This is a genomic window from Nitrospira sp. (genome assembly GCA_024998565.1).
In the GTDB taxonomy this organism is placed as follows: domain Bacteria; phylum Nitrospirota; class Nitrospiria; order Nitrospirales; family Nitrospiraceae; genus Nitrospira_A.
Genome location: JACOEM010000005.1, coordinates 172,615 through 197,177, shown reverse-complemented (window position 1 = coordinate 197,177; position 24,563 = coordinate 172,615). Strand labels below are relative to the sequence as shown.

The window sequence follows — 24,563 nt, the reverse complement described above, 5'->3', positions numbered from 1 at the left end:
CAGCAGGATCCGCCGGAAGCATGAAGTGGCCGGCTATCCCGCTTACCGATCGGCGGGCTTCAGCACGACGTAGAAGGCCCGCCCCTCACGCAGGACGCGCAAGAGAATCGTGTCGCCGCGTTTAACTTTGGAGACGGCGACGGTGAACTCTCCGACCGTGCCTGTATCGACACGGTTGACTTCCTTGACCAGATCGCCTTCCCGCAACCCCTCGGCCTGGGCCAGACTTCCTGCTTCCACTTTTGAGATCAGCACGCCTCTGCTCTCGTTCAGTCGAAACTTCTCCGCCAGACCCGCGGTCAGGTCTTGCACGTCGATGCCCAACTTCAAGTCCGTTCTGCTCTGAGGGAGGGAGGCCGTAACCACCGCATCCCGGCGTTCGCTCAGGGCAACATTGAGGGTGAGGCGTTTGCCGTCCCGCACGACTTCCACGCGCGTGGAGGAGCCGGGGTCTAATGCGGCCACCAGACGGGACAGTTTATTCGGGGTATCGACGAGCGCGCCGTCGACTTTGGTGATCACATCGCCCGGCTTGATGCCGGCCAGCGCGGCCGGGTCCCGTTCGAACACTTCATTCACCAGGACCCCTTCGTTCTCATCGACGCCGAACTTGCTGGCCAAGTCCGGTGTCAGCGGTTGCAGGCCAACGCCCAGCCAGGCCCGCACGACCTTTCCCTTCGAGATGAGTTGGTTCATCACCTGCTTGGCCATGTTGGAGGGAATCGCAAATCCGATTCCCTGGGCAAAGTTGATGATCGCTGTGTTGATGCCGATCACGTCTCCCCGCAGGTTGAAGAGCGGCCCGCCGGAATTCCCCGGATTGATGGAGGCGTCGGTTTGGATGAAGTTTTCATACCGTGAGAGATTGATGTTTTCCCGACCGATGCCGCTGACCACGCCGAGTGTGACCGTTCGATCCAAACCGAATGGATTTCCGACAGCCAGTACCCATTGACCGACCTTCACTCCAGTGGAGTCACCGAAACGGGCGGCGGGGAGGGGGTGGTCGGTTGTCACTTTGATAACGGCCAGATCGGTATCCGGATCCTTACCGACGACTTGCGCGAACAATTTCGTCTTGTCGGAAAGGCGAACCTCGACTTCCGTGGCATCACCCACCACATGGTTATTCGTAATAATGTGGCCGTTGGGATCGACGATGACGCCGGAACCGGAGCCGGTGGAGTTGGGGACCCGCTCGCCGGATCCGTCGCGCGACTTGCCCAGGGTTTGGATCGGGAAAATGCTCACGACGGAGGGTTTGGCCTCCTCAGCCAAGTCTGTGATCACGGTTTGGAGTTCTTCGAGCATGCGTAGCCCCGGCGACTCCTTCCGTGGGGGGGATGCGATGTCGGTCGCGGCCAGTGTGATCGCTGAAGGGCCCGTCAGCCACCAGGAGAAACTAAGGCCGAGAATGAGTGCTGAGGTGAGGGAGGTCAGTGTCTTCATGCTGGGACAAGCTCCGTGATCTGAACGGGGTTAGCCGGCCTGCAATTTAGAATAACAGATTGCTGCGCGGCAACGGAAGCCGGAGAAGGTCTAGGCAGATTTCGATGCAGCCGGCCGCTGAAAATGCGGGAGCCAATGAACCAGGTCGTGGCGGAGGCCGACCAGAATGACGATGTCGTCGGGCCGGAGGGTCATGGAATCAGACAGCGGAAGCAGGAATGGACCTCGAAACACCGCGACGATGCGGGTCGTCGACGGCAGGTCGAATTCGCCGATCGGATGGCCGATGACCGGGGCGCCACGGGCGACGACCACGCGTTCGATGGTCGCGTCACGCAGACCCAGTTCACGTTGCATGGTCAGCAGGTCCTCGTGGGCCAGTTCGATCTTCAGGTCACGGATATGCCGCTCGATCTGTTGTAAGGCGACCTGTTGCCCCTTGATGCGATCGGAGGCTGTGCGGATAGTGTCTTCCAGGGTCGGAAGAGTGGCGGGAGCGGCCGACGGCATGGTGCCGGAGGGTTTGGCTCCCAGCTCTGCGATGCGGCGACCGATCTGTCGATGAATGGCGTGAGTCTGATTGAGAATCGTGGTGGCCTGACCATGGAGACGCAGGACATGGACCTTGCGGTTGACGCGTTCCGCGATGGCGACAATCGTCTCGTAAAGTGCGCTGCCGGTGAGGAACAGTTCTTTGCGAAGGCGAGCTAGCAGCTCAAAAGACAGCATCGGATAAATGTCCGATAAGATATATTATGTCAACTTGCTTGTCCGATTCGAGATTCCGTCCCACTCCACAACCGGACCAGATTGTCCTTGTGTCTCACCCAAATTAAGAGACTGACGACGCAGGCAAACCCGATAAACGTCCAGGATCGATGAAACAGCAACGCCACAATTGGAAACATGGCAAAGGCGAACAGCGCGCCACCTGACGAATATTTCCACAGGAATACGGCGCCGACCCACAAACCCATCAGGGTCAGTCCGATCCACGGAGCGACTCCCAGGGCTGCGCCCAGTGCGGTCGCCACACCCTTTCCGCCCTTGAATCCCAGAAACACCGAGTGTAGATGACCAATGACCGAAGCCAGCGCGACCCAGAGAATGGCCGACTCCTCATGCAATAGTACCGTCCCGACCCACCCGGCCAGCCAGCCCTTTCCGATGTCGCCAAGCAGCGTCAGGATGCCGGCCTTTTTCCCGCTCACGCGCAGGACATTGGTGAATCCCACGTTCCTGCTGCCGGCGGTGCGTGGATCCACAGCACCCAGAAGGCGTGATACCACGACTCCAAAAGGAATCGATCCAAGGAGATAGCTGGAAAGGATAAGGAACCCGATGAGCCAGGGACTGTCCATCAATCGTTGACCGGATAGCCGGATGCGAGAGCCGGCCAGGTCGTCCGGCTAGAGACCTTTCGCTCCGACCTGACGCCAGAAGCTCCAGACATATTGTGCGCCTGACACATAGCCCAGGATGAGTGACAGATACAAGGTGACGATACCGGCCAGATGCAGATTGCCGATCGCTTCCACCACGGTGCCTTCGAGCAACAGGAGGACGATGGCAATGACCTGCAGGGCCATTTTATATTTGCCGGTCACCTCGGCGGACATGATCAAACCTTCGGAGGCCGCGATGGCCCGGAGTCCGGTGACCGCGACTTCCCGCGCAATAATCAGAATCGCCACCAGCGCACTGACCCGATCGACTTGCACCAGCAGGATCAATGCGGACAACACGAGCAGTTTGTCCGCAATCGGGTCCAAGAGTCGCCCGAGTTTGGTGATTTGGCCGGTCTTGCGCGCGACATATCCGTCCAGTAGATCTGTCACAGCTGCAACGACAAATACGATGGCCGCGGCCAAGGCTCGATCCGGCGTCGGGTCGATGAGCAGCATGACGAAGACCGGGATCAAGAGAATCCGGACGAGCGTCAGCACGTTGGGCAGATTGATGTTGCTTTCCTGCCCTGCCGACCGCATCAGTACCAGCCCGGCTTGTTTCCAGTTTTCTGCCATAAATCCTTCGACAAACCCTTCGATTTGCAGCGCGTGATGGCTCCCCTACACAATGCCGTGTTTGAGCAGGTCATGCAAGTGAATGACACCGGCCAAGCGATTCGGCTTTTCCAGAACCACCAGCGCCGTGATGGAAAACTGTTCCATCAGCGCGACAGCCGTCGTAGCCAGTTCGTCCGGCCCGATGGTTTTGGGTTGGCGACTGGCGAGATCCCCGGCGGTCACTTTGCTGAAGTCCCCGCCTGCTTGAATGAAGCGCCGCAAATCTCCGTCGGTTACGATTCCGTATAGCGCCCCCTTGGCGTTGATCACCGTCGTCATCCCGAGTTTCTTCGACGTCATCTCCAGGATCGTATCCGCGCCGGACACAGTGTCGCGCACACGCGGCAGGTGATCGCCATGCTGCATGAGGTCCCGCACTTTCACCAGCAGCCGTCGCCCCAGGGTGCCGCCGGGGTGAAACTGTGCGAAATCGTCGTGCTTGAAGCCGCGCTTTTGAAGCAGCGCGACTGCGAGCGCATCACCCATGGCCAGGGTCGCGGTGGTGCTGGCCGTCGGGGCCAGTCCCAGCGGGCAGGCTTCTTCATCGACCGATACATCCAGGGTGACATCGCTGTTTTTCGCCAGCGTGGAAGCCATTTTCCCCGTCATGCCCACGACTGAAATATTCATGCGTTTCACGAAGGGCAGCAATTGGAGGACTTCCTGTGTCTCGCCGCTATTGGAAATGGCAATCAATACGTCCCGGCGAGCCAGCATGCCCAGGTCGCCGTGGATACCCTCGGCCGGATGGAGGAAGAAGGACGGCGTGCCGGTACTCGCCATGGTCGCGGCAATTTTTTGGCCGATCAAGCCCGATTTACCCATACCGGAAATGACCACCTTGCCCGTGCAGCGATACAGAATATCGACGGCTTGGGCGAAACGGCCGTCCAGTCGGGCCGTCAACTCCTGGACGGCTCGCGCTTCGATCTCCAAGACGCGCCTCCCCTCCCGCACACTGGCATCCTGCGAGGGCCGTCCAGCGCCACGCTTGGGCGTTGTTGATGCTGCGGATCCGGTTATTTTGCGGCTGCGTCCCATATACGTAGTACCCGTTCGAGAAGTGATTGGAGCGTATGTAGCGGGACCATGTTCGGTCCGTCAGACAACGCGGAATCCGGGTCGGGGTGCACTTCCATGAAGAACCCGTCGCAGCCGGCGCCTGCCGCCGCACAGGCCAATGGTTCCACGAATTCGCGCTGACCGCTGGATTTCGTGCCGCCTCCGCCGGGGAGTTGCACGCTGTGGGTCGCGTCGAAGACCACCGGATAGCCGAACCGGCGCATGATGGGAAAGGAGCGCATGTCCACGACCAGATTATTGTAGCCGAAGGAGGAGCCACGTTCGGTCAACACGATGCGTCGATTCCCGCTGTCTTCCACTTTCTTCACCGCGTTGCCCATTTCGGGCGGGGAGAGAAACTGTCCCTTTTTGATATTGACGACCTTGCCGGTCTTGGCAGCGGCGATCAGCAGGTCGGTCTGGCGACAGAGAAAGGCCGGAATCTGCAGGATATCCACGATGCGACCAGCCTCTGTGGCCTGCTCTTCCGAATGGACATCGGTCAACACCGGCACACCGATCTGTTGCTTAACCCTGGCGAGCACGGCCAAGCCCTTCTCCAAGCCTGGTCCACGAAACGAGGTGATGGAGGTGCGATTGGCCTTGTCGAAGGATGACTTGAAGACGTAGGGCATGCCGATCGCTTTGGTGATGTCGGCAATACGCCCTGCCGTGTCCATGACGAGCTGTTCATTCTCAATCACGCAGGGACCCGCGATCAAAAACGGCCGATGCCCCGCCCCGATCTTAAATTGTCCTAAGTCTACGTCGTACGCCATAGTCGTCTCTTCTGAATTCACGGGATGCTCAAACTGATCTTTCAGCAAGGCCGCAGACAAGGCAGAACCGGAGGCGTAGCGGAGCTACGTCGAGGATTGTGCCGAGTCGAGAACGCCGCCGAAAGGCAGTTTCAGCATCCCATTTAGTGGCCGCATTTGCGGCGCAACGCCGCCCCCACAAACCCGCTGAATAACGGATGCGGGTGATGCGGCCGTGACTTGTATTCCGGATGAAACTGCGTAGCCAGGAACCAGGGGTGGTTCCGCAACTCGACGATTTCCACCAGGCGACCGTCCGGAGACAAGCCGCTCAAAATCAGTCCCTTGGCCGTCAATTGCTCGCGATAGGCATTATTGAATTCATATCGATGGCGATGCCGTTCGCGTACCTCGCTGACCCCGTACATCTTTTGCGCCAGCGTCCCCTCGCCCAGCTTGCAGGCATAGGCGCCGAGCCGCATGGTGCCGCCCTTGTCGTTGACCGACTGTTGGTCGGACATCAGGTGAATCACCGGATGCGGGGTCTTTTCATCGAATTCCGCGCTGTTGGCACCGGTGAGGCCGGCGACGTTGCGCGCAAATTCGATCGTGGCGCATTGCATGCCCAGGCAGAGGCCGAGGAACGGAATTTGATGTTCTCGCGCATATTGAATGGTGACGATCTTGCCTTCGATTCCCCGCGCCCCGAATCCGCCCGGAATGAGAATGCCGTCGGCTTCGCGGAGAATACGCTCGGTCCCCTGACGCTCTACCTCTTCGGATTCGATCCAGTTCACATTCACGCGGGTTTCATGATCGATGCCGCCGTGCACCAGCGCTTCCGCCAGGCTCTTATAACATTCCTTCAAGCCGGCATATTTCCCGACCAGCGCGATCGACACCTCGTGTTTGGGATGCTTGATCTTCTGTACCATCGCATCCCACTCGCGGAGATTCGGCGGACCGGTTTCCAGCTTGAGCTGGCGGACGATCAGTTCATCCAGTCCTTCTTTGCGAAACACGATGGGCACTTCGTAGATGGTCTCGACATCCTTGGCCGTGATGACCGCATCTTTTTCCACGTTGCAGAACATGGCGATCTTCGCCTTGAGCTCCGGTGGAAGATAGCGGTCGGTGCGGCACAGGAGAATGTTCGGTTGAATACCGATTTCCCGCAGCTTGTTCACGGAATGCTGCGTCGGTTTGGTTTTCAATTCGCCGGCGGCTCCGATGTAGGGCACCAGCGTCAGGTGCACGTAGAGGACATTGTCCCGTCCGACGTCGTAGGGGATTTGCCGGATGGCTTCCAGGAACGGCAGGCTCTCGATGTCGCCGACGGTCCCGCCGATCTCGACGATCGTGACGTCCATGCCTTGCGAAATGCGCATGATGCATTGCTTGATCTCGTCCGTGACATGGGGCACGACTTGCACCGTTCCGCCCAGGTAATCGCCGCGCCGTTCCTTGGTGATGACGGCGTGGTAAATGCGGCCGGTGGTGTAGTTGTTCTCGCGCGTCAGAGTCAGGGAGGTATACCGCTCATAGTGGCCCAGATCGAGGTCGGTTTCCGCCCCGTCCTCCGTGACGTAGACCTCTCCATGCTGGTACGGATTCATGGTGCCCGGATCGACGTTGATGTAGGGATCGAGCTTGAGGAACGTGATCTTCAGCCCGCGGCTTTCCAGCAGATTGCCGATGGATGCGGAAGCCAGCCCCTTTCCGAGCGACGATACGACACCGCCGGTCACAAAAATCAGTTTGCTCATCGTGGCACCTTCTCTCGTCATGAGTGAGTGATGCCGAGTCCGGTTGCACGGCTGTGAAGTTGTTTCAGGGCGCCGGGCACGTCCTCGGGGCTATCGATGCGCAAGGAGCCGTGGGTGGTTTCCCACACGCGGATACGCATTCCGTTTTCCAAGGCGCGCAGTTGTTCGAGTTTTTCGGCCTCTTCCAAAGTCCCTGTTGGCAAGGCCGTCAGACGTTGCAATGTTTCCCGGGTATAGATGTACAAGCCCAGGTGAATGAAATGCAGTCCCGGCACCGCAGCCCGCTTCGGATCGTCCCGCACCAACGGAATCGGCGCGCGGGAAAAATATAAGGCATAGCCCTCGCGATCGGTAGTCACTTTGACCACGCCCGGGTTGTGGAGATCCTGATCGGAATCGATCTGTCGTTTCAAGGTGCCCATCGTGGCCTTGCTGGCCAGAAAGGGCTCGACCAGGTCGGTGATGAGATCGGGATGGAGTAGGATCTCGTCTCCCTGCAGGTCGACGAAACAGTCGCCGGTGCGGCTGTCGGCGACGGCGGCGACGCGGTCGGTACCGGTGCGATAGGGCTCCGTCATCATCACGACCTGTCCGCCGAAGCGCTGCACCGCCGTTTTGATGCGCTCGTCATCCGTGGCGACCAGAACGTCATCGACCGCGCGACAAGCCTTCGCCTGCTCATAGACATGTTGGATCATCGGTTTGCCCAGCAACTCAACCAGCGGTTTGCCCGGGAATCGTGAAGAACCGTACCGGGCTGGAATCACCACCGTCACCGAACGTTTCACGTCAGTTCTGTCCCAGGGCATCCGTGAGTTGCGCGGCTGTGACCGTGGCGGTGCCGATCATGCCGACGACGACCCCGGCGGCTTGGTTGGCAAGCACCGCGGCGTCACGCATGCTTGCGCCCGTCGAGAGCGCCAGCGCGAGTGTTCCGACGACGGTATCACCGGCACCGGTGACATCATAGACCTGTCGGGCGCGCGTGGGGATATGCCAATGGTCGCCATGAGCCTGGTACACACTCATTCCTCGCTCACCCCGCGTCACCAAAACGGTTTGGCATCCCAATCGCTGCCGAAGAATCGTGCCGGCTTTTGTAATCGCTTTGTCATCCTCCCCTTGCACGCCGGCAGCCTGGGTGGCTTCGAGGTGATTGGGGGTGATGACGGTCACACCTTTGTAATAGCTGAAATGCTCCACCTTGGGATCGACCACGATGGGAATTTTGCGCTGCCCCGCCAGTCGAGTCAACTCTGTCATGAGCGACGCGGTGACGACCCCCTTGGCATAGTCCGAGACGACCAGGCAGGAGAGTTCTTTCAAGCGCGACTCCACATACCGGAGAATGCGGCGCTGGAGCAGCGCCGAGAGTTCCGTGCGGCGTTCGACGTCATAGCGAACGATTTGCTGATTGTGGGCGACCACCCGGGATTTTCTGGTCGTCGGCCGGCTCTGGTCGATGACCACGCCGCCGCGGCCCTGCCGGCGCCCGCCCAGTTCTTTCAAGAGCAACCGCCCGCTTTCGTCGGCTCCGATCACGCCACAGATATCCGCCTGCCCGCCGAGCGCGAGGATATTGTTGAAGACGTTGGCCGCGCCGCCCAGCTTGAGGGATTCCGATTCAACGTGGACGACCGGAACCGGCGCTTCCGGAGAAATCCGGCTCACCCGTCCCCAGACGTAGTGGTCGAGGATCAAATCACCGATCACCAGCACTTTGGCTTGGGAGAAACGCTGGACGTAGGCGCTGAGTGCGACGTGATCAAGCGTCGTGTCCTCGCCCGGTTGCCCGCTCGACGTCCCGGTCTGTCCGGTTCGCCCTACTGGATGGCTTTTCCTAACCTTTCCCATCGTACCCATTCCGTCCATGATCCTTGGCCGCTCCACGACCAGTAAATGCGAAATGCTTTGCCGCGCACTTTTTCCGTGCGGACATAGCCCCAGAAGCGACTATCGAGACTATGGTCCCGATTGTCTCCCATCACGAAATACGCGTCTTCCGGCACTGTCACAGGGCCGAAATTGTCGCGCGGACTGATACGCCCGTCATGCACGGGGGGATCAGTGTGCTGCGTGAAGGCATGGTCGTCGAACGGCGTCCCGTTGATGTGCACGACTTTATTTCGCACGTGAATGGTATCGCCGGGGAGACCGATGACGCGTTTGATAAAGTCCTTGTCTTCATCTTCGGGAAACCGGAATACGATGATATCGCCGCGCTGGATCGAGCCGAACGGAATGAGCGTGCGCGAGGAGTAGCAGGTGACCGGCGGAAAGCCCGGCTGAATCTTGCAGTCGGTCGGCCATTGCAAGCCATAGGACAGTTTGCTGACGAGAATATGATCACCCACCAGCAGCGTAGGAATCATCGAGCCGGAGGGAATCTTGAAGGCCTGCACTACGAAGACGCGAATGGCAAAGGCGAGCAACATCGCGATGATGATCGCTTCCGCATATTCCCGCAGGATCGACTTGTGGGCCGGTTGACCGACCGCGACGACCGTGGGGGCCTCTGTCGCTTGGTCTGAGGGTGCGGGGGGCGTTACCGGTCCCGTCGTTGAGGACCTGTCGTCGGGGCGTGGATTGGGGTCGAGACTCATTCCTCGCCCACCTTCAAGATGGCCAGGAACGCCTCTTGGGGCACTTCCACCCGTCCGACCGCTTTCATGCGTTTCTTGCCTTCCTTCTGCTTGTCCCACAGCTTTCGCTTGCGCGAGATGTCGCCGCCGTAACACTTTGCGGTGACATTCTTCTTAATGGCGCCGATTGTTTCCCGCGCGATGATCTTGTTGCCGATTGCCGCCTGGATGGCGATTTCGAACATCTGTTTGGGAATCAGTTCTTTCATTTTTTCCGCGACCTGACGCCCGCGCTGATACGCCCGCTCTTTATGCGTGATGAAAGACAACGCATCGACGGGCTCACCGTTGAGCAGAATATCCAGGCGCACCAATTCGGATTCCCGATACCCGAGGAGTTCGTAGTCGAGCGACGCATAGCCCTGTGTCTTCGATTTCAACTTGTCGTAGAAATCGAGGATGACTTCGTTGAGCGGCAGCTCGTAGCTGATCACGACGCGGGTGGGATCCAGGTAGTGGATGCTTCGCTGGATACCGCGCCGCTCCTGACACAATTGCAGCAGGGTGCCGAGATAACGCTCCGGCGCGATCAGCGTTGCAAGGATAAACGGCTCCTCGAACGAGGCGATCGAACTGGGTTCGGGAAGTTCCGCCGGGTTGTTGAGTTCGAGCACGTCGCCTTTGGTCGTCAGAATCCGGTAGATGACGGTCGGGGCAGTGGTGATAAGCGTCAGTCCGTATTCACGCTCCAGCCGCTCCTGAATGATTTCCATGTGGAGCAGACCGAGGAAGCCGCAACGGAAGCCGAATCCAAGGGCGAGCGAAGTTTCCGGCTCATAAATAAACGACGAGTCGTTCAATCGCAATTTCAAGAGCGCATCCCGCAGATCTTCGTAGCGTGCGGTGTCCGTGGAATACAGTCCGCAAAACACCAGGGGTTTGACTTCTTTGTAGCCGGGAAACGGTTGCTCAGTCGGGTGTGCCGCCTCGGTCAACGTGTCACCGATCTTCACGTCGGCCACTTCCTTCATATTGGCGCAGAGGTAGCCGACCTCCCCCGTCATGAGCTGGGTGCCCTTGGTTCGTTTCGGCGTGAACTGTCCGACCTCGGTGACTTCGAAGAGCCGGTCGTTGGACATCACCTTGATCTTCATCCCGGGGCGCACGGAGCCGTCGATGATGCGGGTGAGGACGATCACGCCCTGGTAGTTATCGAACCAAGAATCGAAAATCAACGCCTTGAGCGGACGATCGGGATCGCCGGAGGGCGGCGGAATACGTTTGACGATCGCCTCGAGCACTTCCGGAACCCCGCGCCCTTCCTTGGCGCTCACCAACATGGCATCGCTGGCGTCCAGGGTGAGGACATCGGAGATTTGCTGTTTCGTGCCTTCGACGTCGGCGCTGGCGAGATCGATCTTATTGATGACCGGAATAATCGTATGGTGGTTGCCCATGGCCAGGTTGACGTTGGCGATGGTCTGCGCCTGCACTCCCTGCGTCGCATCGACGAGCAGCAACGAGCCCTCGCAGGCTGCGAGGCTGCGCGACACTTCGTACGTGAAGTCGACGTGACCGGGCGTATCGATTAAGTGCAGTAAATACGTCTTCCCGTCCTGAGCCTTGTAGCGGATGGCCACAGCGTGCGCTTTGATCGTGATGCCGCGCTCACGCTCCAGGTCCATCGCATCGAGGATCTGCTCTTTCGCCTCCCGGGCAGTCACTGCGCCAGTTGCGTCGAGGAGCCGGTCAGCGAGGGTCGATTTACCGTGATCGATATGGGCGATGATCGAGAAATTTCGGATGAGACTTTGCAAATCCTGGCTCATGTTCCCCAAAATCGGTTCATTATAGTGGCCGCTCCCAAGGTTGTCAAAGAAATCGCCCGCCGTTATAATCCGCGCGCGGCGCGTCGTTCAGCGTCGTCGATGCGATCGTGCCGCACGAGTTGTTCTGTATTTTCCCGTCATCATGACTCGACCATCCAAGCACCTTCCACTAGCAGCCTGGGACCATGCCTATCTGTGGCATCCGTTTACGCAGATGCAGGAATGGGAGCAGGAGGAGCCTCTGATCATCCACAAGGGCAAAGGCTCCTACCTCATCGACACGGAGGGCCGGAAGTATCTCGACGGCACGTCGTCCATCTGGGTCAATATTCACGGCCACCGGCATCCGCGATTGGATCGCGCCCTCACGACGCAGCTCGGACAGATCGCGCATTCCACCTTCCTCGGTCTGTCCAATCCGCCGGCCATTCGACTGGCGAGGGAGCTGATCCGGATTGCGCCGAAGGGACTGCAACGGGTGTTTTATTCGGACAACGGGTCCACGGCGGTCGAGGTGGCGCTGAAGATGGCGGTACAATACTGGCAACAGCGGCAGCCGACCGCGGGCCCCAAACATTCCTTTCTGCATTTGAAGCTGGCCTACCACGGCGACACGATCGGGGCTGTGAGCGTGGGCAACATTGAACTGTTTCATGCACGATTCAAGTCGCTCCTGTTTCCCACCCTTCAAGTCGACCCGCCCTATTGTTATCGTTGTCCGCTGCGCCTGACGTATCCCGCTTGTCACATGGCCTGCATTGATCCGCTGGAGTCGCTGTTGAAGGCCCGTCATCGTGAACTGGCCGGGGTCATTCTCGAACCGCTCGTGCTAGCGGCGGCGGGGATGTTGACCGCGCCGCCGGGATACCTCACCCGCGTGCGTGAGCTCTGCACGAAGTACAACGTCTTGTTGATTGCGGATGAAGTGGCGACGGGCTTCGGCCGAACCGGCAAAATGTTCGCTTGTCAGCATGAAGGTGTGACGCCGGATCTCATGGCGATCAGCAAGGGTATGACCGGCGGATACATGCCGCTGGCAGCCACCCTGGCGACCGAGGAGATCTACAACGCCTTCTTGGGACGGTATGACGAGTGGAAGACGTTCTTCCACGGACACAGTTACACGGGTAATCCGTTGGGCTGCGCCGTGGCTCTGGCCAACCTCGATACCTTTCGTCGCGAGAAGACGCTCACGCACGTTCGAACGCAGACCAAACTGCTCGCCCGTCTGCTGCGTCCGACGGCCTCGCTGAGTCATGTGGGCGAGATACGGCAATGTGGTTTGATGGTCGGCATTGAATTGGTGGAGGATCGCACGACGCGCACTCCCTACCCGCTTGAAATGCGAATCGGCCATCGCGTGGCCCGGGCCTGCCGGCAACGCGGCCTCTTGATGAGACCGCTCGGCAACGTTATCGCACTGGTCCCCCCCCTCTCCACCAGCCCTCAAGAATTAACCAAGATAGTGGCAATTTTGCACAGGGGCATCGTTGAGGTGACCGAAGACAGCGCATCTCCGGCGTAGAACCTCCCGTCATTGCGGCCGATTCCTGCCTGCTGGAACGCGGCGTCACGCGTTCGCCGATGTACATCTCCCGACAGTTTTTGTGCACTCCCGCAAGCGCCCGGACGGCTGAGAATCGAGTGCTACACTTGATTTCATGCTGCGCCACGACATCCTTTCGACGGATTGTTCGGCATGACAGGCCGTCTGATGGTGTGGGGCTGGCTCCTGCTGCTGGCCCTCCCGTTGACGGCTCTGGCGGAGGAAGCGCAGCAATCAGATCTCCTCCTGCAACGGATTCAGTTCACGGACACGGCCCGCGAGTCCGGTTCATCAGCGATCCCCTTTTCGATTGCGTCTCCCGTGTTGCACGCCTCTTTCCACACCACCTCCTTTGCGCCGCCGACCGCGTCGACGCGTTTGAAGGACCTGGTTCCTGATTCGGAACGGCCGCAGACGAAAGGCGTGGTGGCGGCGTCGACATTCTTCAAGGGACAGCTGACGACGGAAGGCGAGGTGGCCAACAATGCGACGAACGATGCGGGTATTCCCTCTCGCATCGATCAGCGGGATGACGGGACCAAACGCATGGTGCGTATGGCGCTGACGGGCACCAACGGTCAGTTTCGCTACGGCATCAACTATCGGTCGGCCGGCAAGGCGTTTTTCAATTCACCTGACCAGACGGTGCGGGAAATGTGGGGCGAATGGGGGATGGGGATTACGAAGCTCCGAAGCTCGTCCGGTCAAACCTGGAATAATGTGGACCTGGATCCCACCCGGGCCAGGATTCAACACACCTTCAATCGCATCGGTCTCGCGGTGGCCAAGCCGGCTTGGCCAGAACTCAGTCTGACCTATACGCGAAGCGCCCTCGCGAGCAGTTTCGACCCCAGCGGTGCGATCCCGCAGCGAAGTCAGAGCAACAGCATGGAGGCCGCCCTCTCCTATACGGGACTCACGTGGAACGCACGGCTCTCATCGAGCTACATCCTGACGAACGACGAAATGCGAGGAGGGTCCCAATCGACCGCCTTTGCCCAGACCCTGGTGGCGACCTATCGGCCCATGAACACTTTGACGCTTGCTCCGACGCTGAGCTACCGGACGGAGACCCAAAGCTGGTCCGGCGCGACGATTCAGACGCCTATGGCGTCCCTGTCGTTGCTGTACAAACAGAGTCAGCGGTTATTGGTCAGTGCGATGGGAGGCTATACGAGCACCAGTTCGAGTGATGGACTGATCGATACGAACAGCATCGTGGGCAAGGGGATGTTTGCGTTACATCTAGAGCCGATTTACGGCCATCCCACGACGATCTCTCTGGAGGCCGCCTATACCAACACGACCAATCGGACTGTCGCAGGGCTCGATACCGAGGATCTCTCCGGGCTCGTGCGTATTCTGGTGGCGTCGCTGTAGCCCCTTCCCGAAGTGCGGCTTCGTTACGCTCCGCCGGCTGAGGTGTCACCCGCCGCGAGGTGGTTGATGGTCGAGGGCGCGAGCAGGATTCGTTCTCCGGTCGTGAGCCCCTCCCGAATCGTCACCTGATTATCGATCACGCTGTCGATATTGATGGCACGTTCTTCAAGCCGGCCGGCGTCGTGTTGCACCACCACCCACTGTTTGCCGGAATGTTCAAGGAGTGCCTGTTTCGGAATGACGATTTTCGGGCGCATGGTGTGGCCAGCGATGGTCACGCGTGCGAACATTTCAGGCTTCAGGCGACGATCCACGTTCGAGACGGACGCGCGAATTTTAATGGTGCGCGTGGCCGGATCGACCACATCGCCGATCACGCTGATCGTGGCGGGAAACTCGATACCCGGGTAGGCCTCGACGGTCATGGGCGCGACCGCTCCGACACGAATTCCCGAGAGGTCATGTTCATACACATCCGCAACGACCTGCAAACGGTCGAGATTGGCGACGGTAAACAACGGCGTGTCCGTGGCCGGCCCTACAATTTGTCCGGGTGTCACATTGCGCTCGACCACGGTTCCCGTCAACGGGCTGCGCAATTCGAACCGTGACGTGATCTGTTGCTGGGCAAGCGGTTTGCTGAGTTCAGCCGCCGGCACGCGCAGAGACAGGAGCCGGCCTTTTGCCTGTTTGAATTCCGCCCGTTCGCGGTTCAGATCGTTCTCCGCATGTTCCAGGTCTTTCAGGGACATGGCTTGGGCATCGTACAAGTCTTTCGTCAATTCATAGTTACGTTCGGCCAGTCCCAACTCGGAAATCTCCTCGACATAGGCGGCATAGGCGGTAGCGATGTCGGCCGCGTCGATGACCATCAACACATCGCCGGCTTTGACAGCCTGCCCGAGTTTGACCCGCACATCCAGCACCGGTCCCTGGAGGGGGGAGGAGATTCTGGAAAACCCGTCCTCGGCATAGGTCACCCTGGCCGACAGCGTCAGGGCCGGAAGCGAGGGTGAGGTCTCAATGAGCATCGTTTGAATATCGGGTTGGCGGGTGGCGACGACCGGCGGTTGGACGGTTTTCGACGAGGGTGCGGGCGGATCGGGACGCGTACAGCCAGCCAACGTCAGACCGACGAGAATGAGCGACAGTTTGCAGAGACGTTGTTTCATGGCATTCCGTTCTCGCTGGTTCCGTATCGGTCTTTCTGCCGAGAATGCCAAGTGCGTGGCAGCGGCAGACATTGGCTGGTCGGCTTGAGAGGGCCTGCTCCGCGCAGATTCACGCGTGACTCCTCGATGACTGTTGCCGAAAGAGCTGGAAGCCGCCGGGGAGGACGAAGGGGAACGGTGCGATCCGAACGGTCTGCGGGCAGCTACGCGAGGAGATCAGCATGTTCCGGGAAGACCAACTCATTCGTCCCGGCCTACTCACCAACTGTGTCATTAAAACATCGACGTCTTTTGCCTGTCAATCGAGGCACCTACGGGCCTGGCTGGATGTGTCAGTCCGGTTCCGGCGGGCCACTGACTCAGCAGAGCTCGATCCGTTGGCCACGAGCGACATTCAAGCGGTCGGCCGCTCGGCCTTCCTTCAGGAAAACCTCGACATACCCGTTGCTGTTGATCACGGCCTGGGGAGCATCGGGCGAACCCTCCGCATAACTGCGCACCACTCCGTCGATCGTGACCCCGCCGATGCGGATATAGGGCTCGGCGCGTTTGGTCAGACCTCGTACTTCCTTGAGATGGTAGGCCGTGAGATTGGAAATCAGATTCCCGAACCGATCGATATAGAGAATCTGTCCCGCCATCACATGTTTGTCCCAGGCCGGTTCCGCAATCGGGAGGCGTTCGTAGTTCGGCACGAGTCGTCCGAACGAGCCGAGCGGTTGGCCTTTGGTCAACCAGGCGGCTGCCGGCGCAAAGAGATCGCGCCCATCGAAGGTCGCCCCGTCGGAATCCAATCGATACTGACGGTTCTCGATCTGCCGCACTTCGACGGCCTGTTCCTCCTCGTAGATATGGGTAAACAGGCCGTTGTCCGGCCCGATGAAGACATAGCACGATGACGACACGAGCAGCGGCCGTCTGGTGCCGCCCACGCCGGGATCCACGACGGCCACATGAATCGTTCCGTCCGGGAAATAGCGATAGCAGGATTTGAGGAGATACGCGGCATCCGCCACATCGTGCGGCGTGACCTGATGGGAAAGATCCACGATCCGGGCCTGGGGATTGATGTTGAGGATGACGCCCTTCATGCTGGCGACGAAATAGTCGCGTTCGCCGAAATCCGTCAGCAGCGTGATGAGCGGGATCGTTACCGGCATGACAAAGACCAGACCCGGATGCTGGAGGGTGGTTCAGGACAGGTTGAATGGTGTGGCGGGATCAGAGTCGACATCGGCGGCTATAATTCTTCGAAACGGATTTCCATCACTTCGTACTCGACGACCTTCGCGGGCGTGGTGACTTCCACCATGTCCCCTACCCGCTTGCCGATGAGGGCGCGTCCGACGGGCGACTGGACGGAGATGCGGGAAAATTTCAAATCGGCCTCATCCTGTCCCACGAGGGTATATTGTTTCTTGGCTTGCGCCTCCTGCTCGATCAGCACCACGGTGGCGCCGAACACGACCGTCTCGCTGGTCCGCCCTGCAATGTCGATGATCCGGCAGTCGGCCAGTTTGCCCTTCAGCTCCGCCAACCGCGCTTCGATAAAGCCCTGGCGTTCCTTGGCCGCATCGTATTCGGCGTTTTCGCTCAGATCGCCATGGGCGCGCGCTTCTGCAATGGCCTCGATCACCCGCGGTCGCTCGACCTTGTGCAGCCGGTCCAATTCGGCTTTCAGCGCTTCGTATCCTTTTCTCGTAATCGGTGTCGGCATATCTTCCCCCCGATGACCATTGAAACCGGTTTTTCGTATTGCGTGTCGGTGGTCTTTCCGGTCGCCCCGCATCCAGGAAGGCAGTTGATGTTCGACAGCCTACCTGGAACCTGTTGTCAATTGCCTGTTTGCTTGAAGCTTCGCTTAATGTATCCGGTGATACTCCTGCAAGGCTCGAATGGCAAGTCCCTTTTTCAGCAAGGCCTCGATGCCCATCACCGCGGCCAGAGCGCCCCGCATGGTGGTGTAGTACGGCACCCCCTTGTGCAGAGCCTCGCGTCGAATGGACAGTGAATCGGTCTGAGCCGAAGCGGTACGCACGGTGTTGACCACCAATGCCACCTCGCCGTTCTTGATATGATCGACGATGTGCGGCCGTCCTTCCTGGACCTTGTTCACAACGTCCACGCACATGCCTTGTTCGCTCAGGTACAGCGCAGTGCCCGATGTGGCCGTAATACGGAAGCCCAGCGCCACGAGACGCCGCGCGACATCGAAGGCCCCTGCCCGGTCTTCGCTCTTCACGCTGAGGAAGGCGGTGCCGGAGGTCGGCAGAATGGCGCCGGCGCCGGCCTGGGATTTGACGAAGGCCCATCCGAAATCGCTGTCGATTCCCATGACTTCTCCGGTGGATTTCATTTCAGGGCCCAGGAGGACATCGACGCCTGCGAATTTCGTGAAGGGGAACACCGCCTCTTTCACTGAGAGATGCGTCGGCGTCGGAGCGGTGGTGAAATTGAGCTGCTGCAGCGACTTGCCGACCATCACCTTCATGGCCAATTTGGCGAGCGGGATGCCGATCGCCTTGCTGACGAACGGCACGGTCCGTGAGCCGCGCGGGTTGACCTCCAGCACATAGATGGTCTGATCCTTCACGGCGAATTGCGCGTTCATGAGACCGATGACGCCGAGTTCCAATGCCAGCGCGGTCATTTGACGCCGGATCTCTTCGATGATCGTCGCATCCAGCGTGTAAGGAGGCAGCGAGCAGGCCGAGTCGCCGGAGTGAACGCCCGCCTCCTCGATATGTTCCATGATGCCGGCGACGACCACGGTCGTGCCGTCGGAAATGGCGTCCGCGTCGATTTCGATGGCATCGCGCAAGTATTTATCGATCAGCACCGGATGTTTCTCCGATGCCTTGACCGCCGTGTTCATGTAGTGGAGCAATCCCGCTTCGTCATACACGATCTGCATCGAGCGTCCGCCGAGCACATACGACGGCCGCACCATCACGGGATAGGTAATCTCTGCGGCGATCGTCAACGCTTCTTCGACGGAGTGGGCCATCCCGCTCTCCGCCTGACGCAACCCGAGTTTATCGAGTAACTCACGGAATCGGGCGCGATCCTCCGCCCGGTCGATCGCATCCGGACTGGTGCCGAGAATCCTGACCCCGGCGCGGGACAGGGAGAGCGCTAGTTTCAAGGGCGTCTGTCCTCCGAATTGCAGGACCACACCCATCGGCTGTTCCCGCTCCACGATGTTCAGCACGTCTTCTTCCGTCAACGGCTCGAAGTAGAGACGGTCGGAGGTGTCATAGTCCGTGCTGACCGTTTCCGGATTGCAGTTGACCATGATGGTTTCAATCTGCTCTTCCCGCAGGGCCATGGCGGCGTGCACACAGCAGTAGTCGAACTCGATCCCCTGCCCGATCCGGTTCGGTCCGCCGCCGAGAATGACGACTTTCTTTTTGTCGGTCGGCCGGGCTTCGCATTCCCGCTCGTAGGTCGAGTAGAGATACGGCGTATGGGCTTCAAATTCGGCCGCACAGGTATCGACCCGCTTGTACGTCACGCTCCGCGGCGGAGCCCCTTGGCTCAGTGCCAGCCGCCAGCTGCGAACGGTTTGTTGTTCCACTCCCAGGAGTTGAGCCAGGCGTGGGTCGGAGAATCCCAGTTCCTTCGCCTCGATCAGAAGATCAGGCCGCAGACCTGTGGCGCCAAGTGTTGCCCGTTCCGCGACGAGTCGGGCCTCGAAGTCGATCAGTTCACGAATCTGCTCCAGAAACCAGGGATCGATCTTGGTGAGCGCGAATAATTCCTGATTGGGCATGCCGAGCCGCATGCCGTCTGCCAGCCGCCACAGCCGGTCTGGCAACGGAGTGCGCACCGACTTGCGGACCTGCTCCATGGCCTCTTCCCGGTCGAGGCCGGGCGGCACCGCGAGATCCAGCCCCATCTTCGAGCTGAATCCGAATTGATCGACTTCCATGGACCGGATCGCTTTCTGCAGCGATTCCTTGAAGGTGCGTCCGATGGCCATCACTTCGCCCACCGACTTCATCTGTGTGGTCAACGTGGGATCGGCTCCGGGGAATTTCTGAAAGGCAAAGCGTGGAATCTTGACGACGACGTAATCGATGGTCGGCTCGAACGAGGCCTTCGTCACACCGGTGATGTCGTTCGTGATTTCGTCGAGGGTGTACCCGACGGCCAGCTTGGCCGCGATCTTGGCGATGGGAAATCCCGTCGCTTTCGACGCCAGGGCGGAGCTTCTGGAGACGCGCGGATTCATCTCGATGACGACCATTTCGCCGTTGACCGGGTTCAGGCCGAACTGGATGTTGGCTCCGCCGGTGTCGACACCGATCTCACGAATGATGCGCACGGCTGCATCGCGCAGCATTTGATATTCTTTGTCGGTCAAGGTGAGGGCCGGGGCCACGGTAATACTATCGCCGGTGTGCACCCCCATCGGGTCGAGATTCTCGATCGGGCAGATGATGACCACGTTGTCCTTCAGGTCACGCATCACTTCGAGTTCGAACTCTTTCCATCCGATGACGGACTGCTCGATGAGTACCTGGCGGACCGGGCTCATGGACAGGCCCCATTCCACCTGCGTCCGGAATTCTTCAATGTTGTAGGCGATATTGCCGCCGGTGCCGCCCATGGTAAACGACGGTCGCACGATCGCGGGGAAGCGGATCCGTTCCAGTTCACGCTCGGCCTCGGCCAGGGAGGTTGCCACACCGCTGTCGGGTACCCGCAGGCCGATTTTCCACATGGCCTGCCGGAAGGCATCGCGATCCTCGGCCTTATGGATGGCTGCGATCGACGCGCCGATCAACCTGACGCCGTATTTTTCGAGGACCCCGCGCTTCGCCAAACCGATGGCGGTGTTCAACGCCGTCTGTCCGCCCATGGTGGGCAGGAGCGCGTCGGGCCGTTCGCATTCGATGACCTTCTCGACCACGTCCAGCGTGATCGGTTCGATATACGTGCGGTCCGCAAAATCCGGGTCCGTCATGATCGTCGCCGGATTGCTGTTGATCAGGATCACGCGGTAGCCCTCTTCCTTAAGGGCCTTGCAGGCCTGCGTGCCGGAGTAGTCGAATTCGCACGCCTGCCCGATGACGATGGGGCCGGAGCCGATCAGAAGAATGGAGCGGATGTCTGTCCGTCGTGGCACAATTGACCTCAACTCAAAAAGTTAGCCGGTCGGCAGAGGCGCCTCGGGCATGGGCCCCACCGGTGGCCGGTAGGGTTGGATCGGACCGGACGGGATCGCCGGTGTCTTTCCTGCGGGATGATAGTGTTTCATCGCGTCCGGGATCCAGGCTTCGATCTGATTGATACGAGTCACATCGGACGGATGGGTCGAGAGAAATTCCGGAATGGCCTGCTGTGAGCGGAAGCAGAGTTTATTGATCATGGCGCGCGGACAGCCGCTCATGCGTTCCCAGAAGGCGACCGCTTCGCGCGGGTCGTACCCGGCTTCGGCCATCAAGCGCAGGCCGATGAAATCCGCTTCCGATTCCTGCCGGCGGTCGAAGGGCAAGGAGACTCCGACACCATAGACGGTCATGGCCGCCATGGCCGCATCCGGACGACCTGCGGCCGCGCCGGCGCCTAGGGCCGCCAATTGTCCGATCTGTTCGAGCACGCTGCGACTCATCCGTTCCGCTCCGTGGCGCTGCAGGGCATGCGCGACCTCATGACCCATGACGGTCGCCAACCCGTCTTCAGTTTTCGTGACCTTCAAAATTCCGGTGAACACCGCCACCTTGCCGCCGGGAAGCGCGAAGGCGTTGATCGTGCGATCGTCCTGAATGACCGCGAACTCCCACTGATACTCAGGCTTATTGGCCGCCTTGGCGATGCGATTTCCGACCCGGTGCACCATTTCGTTGAGCTCCGGATTTTCGCTCAAGGGAGCCTGCCGGAGCACTTCTCGAAAAGCCGAGAGGCCCATCGCCATTTCTTTTTCTTCCGAAATATAGATGAACTGCTCCCGCGCGGTGCCGGGCGCCCGCTGGCACCCAGCAAGCGATTGCATCAGGCCTGCCGCCGCGCCGAGCCACACCGTCGTCGAGAGGAGATAGGCGGCGCGGACTCCCAGGGCCAAGGCCGCCCGTCTTCCAATCGGGGTGTCGAGCATGCGGTCGATTGAATGTCGGCCTGATGGATGCCTCATATCCACTCCATTCAATCAGCACCAGGCGCGGGATGCAACTCACCGCCTCAGGGCATCCACAGATACATGAACTGCGGAGACCCGCCTCGTACGACTGAGAGCACATCGATGTTCGCCAGGCTGGCCAGGCTCGGCGCCGGCGAGACCAATCGCGAGTAGACATTGTTCTGGTATTCACCCGGTCTGCGATAGGTCACCACTTTCGCTTCCGTGAGGCCGGCTTTTTTCTTCGCCAGCTCGATGGCGTCCTCGAGATACCCGATGTCATCCACCAGCCCGGCAGCTTTCGCCTGCTCGCCGGAATAGATCCGGCCGTCGGCCAGCTTCCTGATGGTCTCGCCGTTCATGTTCGGGCGACCGTCCTGCACGACCTGGAGAAATCGCTGGTAGAAGCCGTCGATGACGCCCTGGAAGATCGCGCGTTCCTCCGGCAACATCGCCCGGAAGGGTGAGCCCATATCCTTGCGCGGTCCGGAGGTGACGGCGTTGGTCTCCACGCCGACCTTTTCGAGGAGCCCTCTGGCATTGACCGTCAACATGATCACGCCGATGCTGCCGGTGACGGTCGACGGATGAGCGAGCACGGTATCGGCTGCGGCCGCAATGTAATACCCGCCGGAGGCACCCACATCCATAATGGAGGCCACAATCGGAATCTTCCGGCTGGCCTTGAACGACTTGAGTTCATGATAAATGATGTCGGAGGCCGTGACGGTGCCGCCTGGACTGTTGATCCGGAGCACGACGGCCTTGACGCGCTCGTCTTTCGTGGCCCGCTCCAGCTCCTCTTTCACGGTGGCGAGCATGCCGGGTGAAGAATAAAACCCGTCCTTATTTTCAGAGCTGATCACACCGGACACGTCCATCAGCAGAACTTTGTCCTTGCCGGTCCCGCTGACTTTATGTTCTTCAAGGGCGCCCGGTCCCGGCGGCAGATTGATCGTGACACAGGCAGCCTGCATCAGGGCGAGGATAAGCACGGCCACCGCGCTGAAGAGATGCCACGGGCTGAGGGCCTGTCCGACAGTGTGGTTCGTGACAAGGCGACGGCGATGCGGTCTCGCATTTGGCTGCAGAGCGTTCGCCACAGCAGGCAGGTTAACGACGGGCAGGCTCTTATGCATAATGTGTCTCCATCAACGCGACAAATTGTTCAAAGAGATAGGCCGAATCGTGCGGACCCGGTGCCGCTTCGGGGTGATACTGGACGGAGAAGACCGGGCGGTCCAGACACATCATGCCCTCGACCGATCCGTCGTTGAGACTGGTATGGGTCAGCTGCACGCGCCCGAACGGTGTGTCTACAATCGGCATGTCCTGCCCTTGCGCCGGTGCCCCGATCGGGAAGCGCACGGCGAAATTATGGTTCTGAGAGGTGATCTCGACCTTCCTGGTCCGGAGGTCGATGACCGGGTGATTGGCGCCATGATGGCCGAACTTCAGTTTATAGGTGGAGAAGCCAAGCGCCAGGCCGAGTAATTGGTGACCTAAACAGATGCCGAAAATCGGCAATCGGCCGATCAGTTCCCGAAGCGCGTCCATGGCATAGGGCACCCCTTCCGGGTCGCCGGGCCCGTTCGAGAGGAATAATCCTTGGGGGTTGAGCGCCAACACGTCCTTCGCCGGGGTGGAAGCGGGCACCACGGTGACCTCGCAGCCGACATCGACGAGTCGCCGGAGAATATTCCGTTTGACGCCGAAATCATAGGCCACCACACGCCAGGTCTTTCGTACTGCCTGTGCGGCGCCGGGCGCGGGCATCGTGAGCTTCGGTGCCCAATCGCCGGTTCCGGCTGTCCAGGTGTAGCGTCGCTCGCAGGTCACCGTGGCGGCCAGATCGCGGCCGATGATGCTCGGCGCCTTCCGGGCCTTGTCGGCGAGTCGACGCGGATCGAGATCGATGTGGGAAATCACGCCCGGCTGGGCGCCCTTCTCACGCAGATGTGTGGTGAGCGCTCTGGTGTCGATGCCCTCAATGGCCACGATGTTCGCGGCTTGCAGATATTCCTGGAGCGTGGCCTTACTGCGCCAATTGCTCGCCAGCCGGCTGGACTCCTTGACGACGAATCCTTCGGCCCAGATCCGGTTGGACTCGATGTCTTCCGGTGTTACGCCGTAGTTGCCGATATGAGGACAGGTCATGGTGACGATCTGTCCACGGTAGGAGGGATCGGTCAACACTTCCTGATAGCCGGTCATGGCCGTGTTGAACACGACTTCACCCCCGGTCTCCCCTTCTGCTCCGAGGGCCCGTCCTTCGAACCAGGTTCCGTCGGCGAGCGCCAGAATCGCTTTCTTCAAGATGACTCCTTATCGAGGGACCCAGGATCGTACGCGCACGGTCAGCAGCGCGATTCCGAGTCCGACATTCACGATATACAAGGCCCGTACCGGTTTGTGCAGTTGAAAGAATGCTTCGAACGCCGCTTTCCGCGCTTCCTCTCCTTTGGAGGCAAAGGCTTGTGCCTGCAAAGCCGCCGCTTGGGGATGCAGCACAAACGTGATGACTCCCGCGGTGAGGAGCATGGCTCCAAGCAACAGCCATTCGGTTCTGGTGATCTCGCCATCCGTCAGGCCCCGCTGGACCAGCCAGGCCCGCCATAGGATTCCCGCGGTCAGGATCGCCGCCGATCCGAGCACCAGACGATTGTACCCGTCGAAGGCGCGGGTCAGAAAGAAGCCGCCGGTGTCCTGGCCGCCGAACGTATTGAACACGGCCGGGATGACGGCGGCAACGAGCACCAGAAGTCCGCCGATCCAGACCGCCAGGGCCAGCAACTCACAGGTGATACAGGCGATCAGTCCTTGGCGCACCGT

The 24,563-nt window shown here is 59.9% G+C and carries 21 protein-coding genes; 2 read left to right on the top strand and 19 right to left on the bottom strand.

Going from position 1 to position 24,563, the window contains the following annotated elements:
* Positions 1–42: 42 nt before the first annotated feature.
* The 11 genes from H8K11_10420 to lepA all read right to left on the bottom strand — a co-directional run bounded on the left by H8K11_10420 (position 43) and on the right by lepA (position 11,512).
* Entirely contained in the window at positions 43–1,449 is a 1,407-nt protein-coding gene (locus H8K11_10420; protein MCS6264160.1) for a Do family serine endopeptidase, read from the bottom strand.
* Positions 1,450–1,539: 90 nt separating this feature from the next.
* The gene (locus H8K11_10415; GenBank protein MCS6264159.1) at positions 1,540–2,178 is read right to left on the bottom strand and encodes a TrkA C-terminal domain-containing protein; all 639 of its coding nucleotides are present in this window, start codon (positions 2,176–2,178) and stop codon (positions 1,540–1,542) included.
* A gap of 29 nt (positions 2,179–2,207) precedes the next feature.
* Complete coding sequence (gene plsY / locus H8K11_10410) at positions 2,208–2,810, bottom strand: glycerol-3-phosphate 1-O-acyltransferase PlsY (GenBank protein ID MCS6264158.1); 603 nt, start codon at positions 2,808–2,810, stop codon at positions 2,208–2,210.
* 48 nt (positions 2,811–2,858) lie between these two features.
* Positions 2,859–3,473, bottom strand: a complete 615-nt coding sequence (gene pgsA, locus H8K11_10405) for a CDP-diacylglycerol--glycerol-3-phosphate 3-phosphatidyltransferase (protein ID MCS6264157.1) — start codon at positions 3,471–3,473, stop codon at positions 2,859–2,861.
* Between the two features lie 45 nt (positions 3,474–3,518).
* Positions 3,519–4,472, bottom strand: a complete 954-nt coding sequence (locus H8K11_10400) for a KpsF/GutQ family sugar-phosphate isomerase (GenBank protein MCS6264156.1) — start codon at positions 4,470–4,472, stop codon at positions 3,519–3,521.
* A 62-nt stretch (positions 4,473–4,534) separates the two neighbouring features.
* A complete protein-coding gene (kdsA, locus tag H8K11_10395; GenBank protein ID MCS6264155.1) occupies positions 4,535–5,356 on the bottom strand; it encodes a 3-deoxy-8-phosphooctulonate synthase in 822 nt (273 codons plus the stop codon).
* A 143-nt stretch (positions 5,357–5,499) separates the two neighbouring features.
* A complete protein-coding gene (locus tag H8K11_10390; protein MCS6264154.1) occupies positions 5,500–7,101 on the bottom strand; it encodes a CTP synthase in 1,602 nt (533 codons plus the stop codon).
* A gap of 17 nt (positions 7,102–7,118) precedes the next feature.
* Positions 7,119–7,910: a 3-deoxy-manno-octulosonate cytidylyltransferase gene (gene kdsB / locus H8K11_10385; protein ID MCS6264153.1), complete on the bottom strand. Its 792-nt coding sequence runs from the start codon at positions 7,908–7,910 to the stop codon at positions 7,119–7,121.
* Positions 7,891–8,955, bottom strand: a complete 1,065-nt coding sequence (gene rfaE1 / locus H8K11_10380; GenBank protein ID MCS6264152.1) for a D-glycero-beta-D-manno-heptose-7-phosphate kinase — start codon at positions 8,953–8,955, stop codon at positions 7,891–7,893. The genes kdsB and rfaE1 overlap by 20 nt, the downstream gene beginning before the upstream one ends.
* A complete protein-coding gene (lepB, locus tag H8K11_10375; GenBank protein MCS6264151.1) occupies positions 8,925–9,704 on the bottom strand; it encodes a signal peptidase I in 780 nt (259 codons plus the stop codon). Before lepB ends, rfaE1 begins: the two co-directional genes overlap by 31 nt.
* The gene (gene lepA / locus H8K11_10370) at positions 9,701–11,512 is read right to left on the bottom strand and encodes an elongation factor 4 (protein MCS6264150.1); all 1,812 of its coding nucleotides are present in this window, start codon (positions 11,510–11,512) and stop codon (positions 9,701–9,703) included. The genes lepB and lepA overlap by 4 nt, the downstream gene beginning before the upstream one ends.
* A gap of 142 nt (positions 11,513–11,654) precedes the next feature.
* Between lepA and bioA the strand changes: the two genes are divergently transcribed.
* Together bioA and H8K11_10360 are read left to right on the top strand one after the other, a co-directional pair.
* On the top strand, positions 11,655–13,037 hold the full coding sequence (gene bioA, locus H8K11_10365; protein ID MCS6264149.1) for an adenosylmethionine--8-amino-7-oxononanoate transaminase: 1,383 nt from the start codon (positions 11,655–11,657) through the stop codon (positions 13,035–13,037).
* Positions 13,038–13,211: 174 nt separating this feature from the next.
* A complete protein-coding gene (locus H8K11_10360; GenBank protein ID MCS6264148.1) occupies positions 13,212–14,438 on the top strand; it encodes a hypothetical protein in 1,227 nt (408 codons plus the stop codon).
* A 23-nt stretch (positions 14,439–14,461) separates the two neighbouring features.
* Here H8K11_10360 and H8K11_10355 read toward each other — a convergent pair whose 3' ends face one another.
* From H8K11_10355 to H8K11_10320, 8 genes are all read right to left on the bottom strand, one after another.
* Entirely contained in the window at positions 14,462–15,610 is a 1,149-nt protein-coding gene (locus H8K11_10355; protein ID MCS6264147.1) for an efflux RND transporter periplasmic adaptor subunit, read from the bottom strand.
* 359 nt (positions 15,611–15,969) lie between these two features.
* Positions 15,970–16,770: an SAM-dependent chlorinase/fluorinase gene (locus tag H8K11_10350; GenBank protein MCS6264146.1), complete on the bottom strand. Its 801-nt coding sequence runs from the start codon at positions 16,768–16,770 to the stop codon at positions 15,970–15,972.
* A gap of 80 nt (positions 16,771–16,850) precedes the next feature.
* A complete protein-coding gene (gene greA / locus H8K11_10345; GenBank protein ID MCS6264145.1) occupies positions 16,851–17,327 on the bottom strand; it encodes a transcription elongation factor GreA in 477 nt (158 codons plus the stop codon).
* Between the two features lie 144 nt (positions 17,328–17,471).
* Positions 17,472–20,741 (bottom strand): carbamoyl-phosphate synthase large subunit, encoded by a 3,270-nt coding sequence (gene carB, locus H8K11_10340; GenBank protein MCS6264144.1) that lies wholly within the window; start codon positions 20,739–20,741, stop codon positions 17,472–17,474.
* 21 nt (positions 20,742–20,762) lie between these two features.
* On the bottom strand, positions 20,763–21,752 hold the full coding sequence (locus H8K11_10335) for a M48 family metallopeptidase (protein MCS6264143.1): 990 nt from the start codon (positions 21,750–21,752) through the stop codon (positions 20,763–20,765).
* A 41-nt stretch (positions 21,753–21,793) separates the two neighbouring features.
* Positions 21,794–22,870: a signal peptide peptidase SppA gene (sppA, locus tag H8K11_10330; protein ID MCS6264142.1), complete on the bottom strand. Its 1,077-nt coding sequence runs from the start codon at positions 22,868–22,870 to the stop codon at positions 21,794–21,796.
* Complete coding sequence (carA, locus tag H8K11_10325) at positions 22,863–24,047, bottom strand: glutamine-hydrolyzing carbamoyl-phosphate synthase small subunit (GenBank protein ID MCS6264141.1); 1,185 nt, start codon at positions 24,045–24,047, stop codon at positions 22,863–22,865. Before carA ends, sppA begins: the two co-directional genes overlap by 8 nt.
* A gap of 9 nt (positions 24,048–24,056) precedes the next feature.
* Entirely contained in the window at positions 24,057–24,560 is a 504-nt protein-coding gene (locus H8K11_10320) for a DUF4149 domain-containing protein (GenBank protein ID MCS6264140.1), read from the bottom strand.
* Between the last annotated feature and the right edge of the window lie 3 nt (positions 24,561–24,563).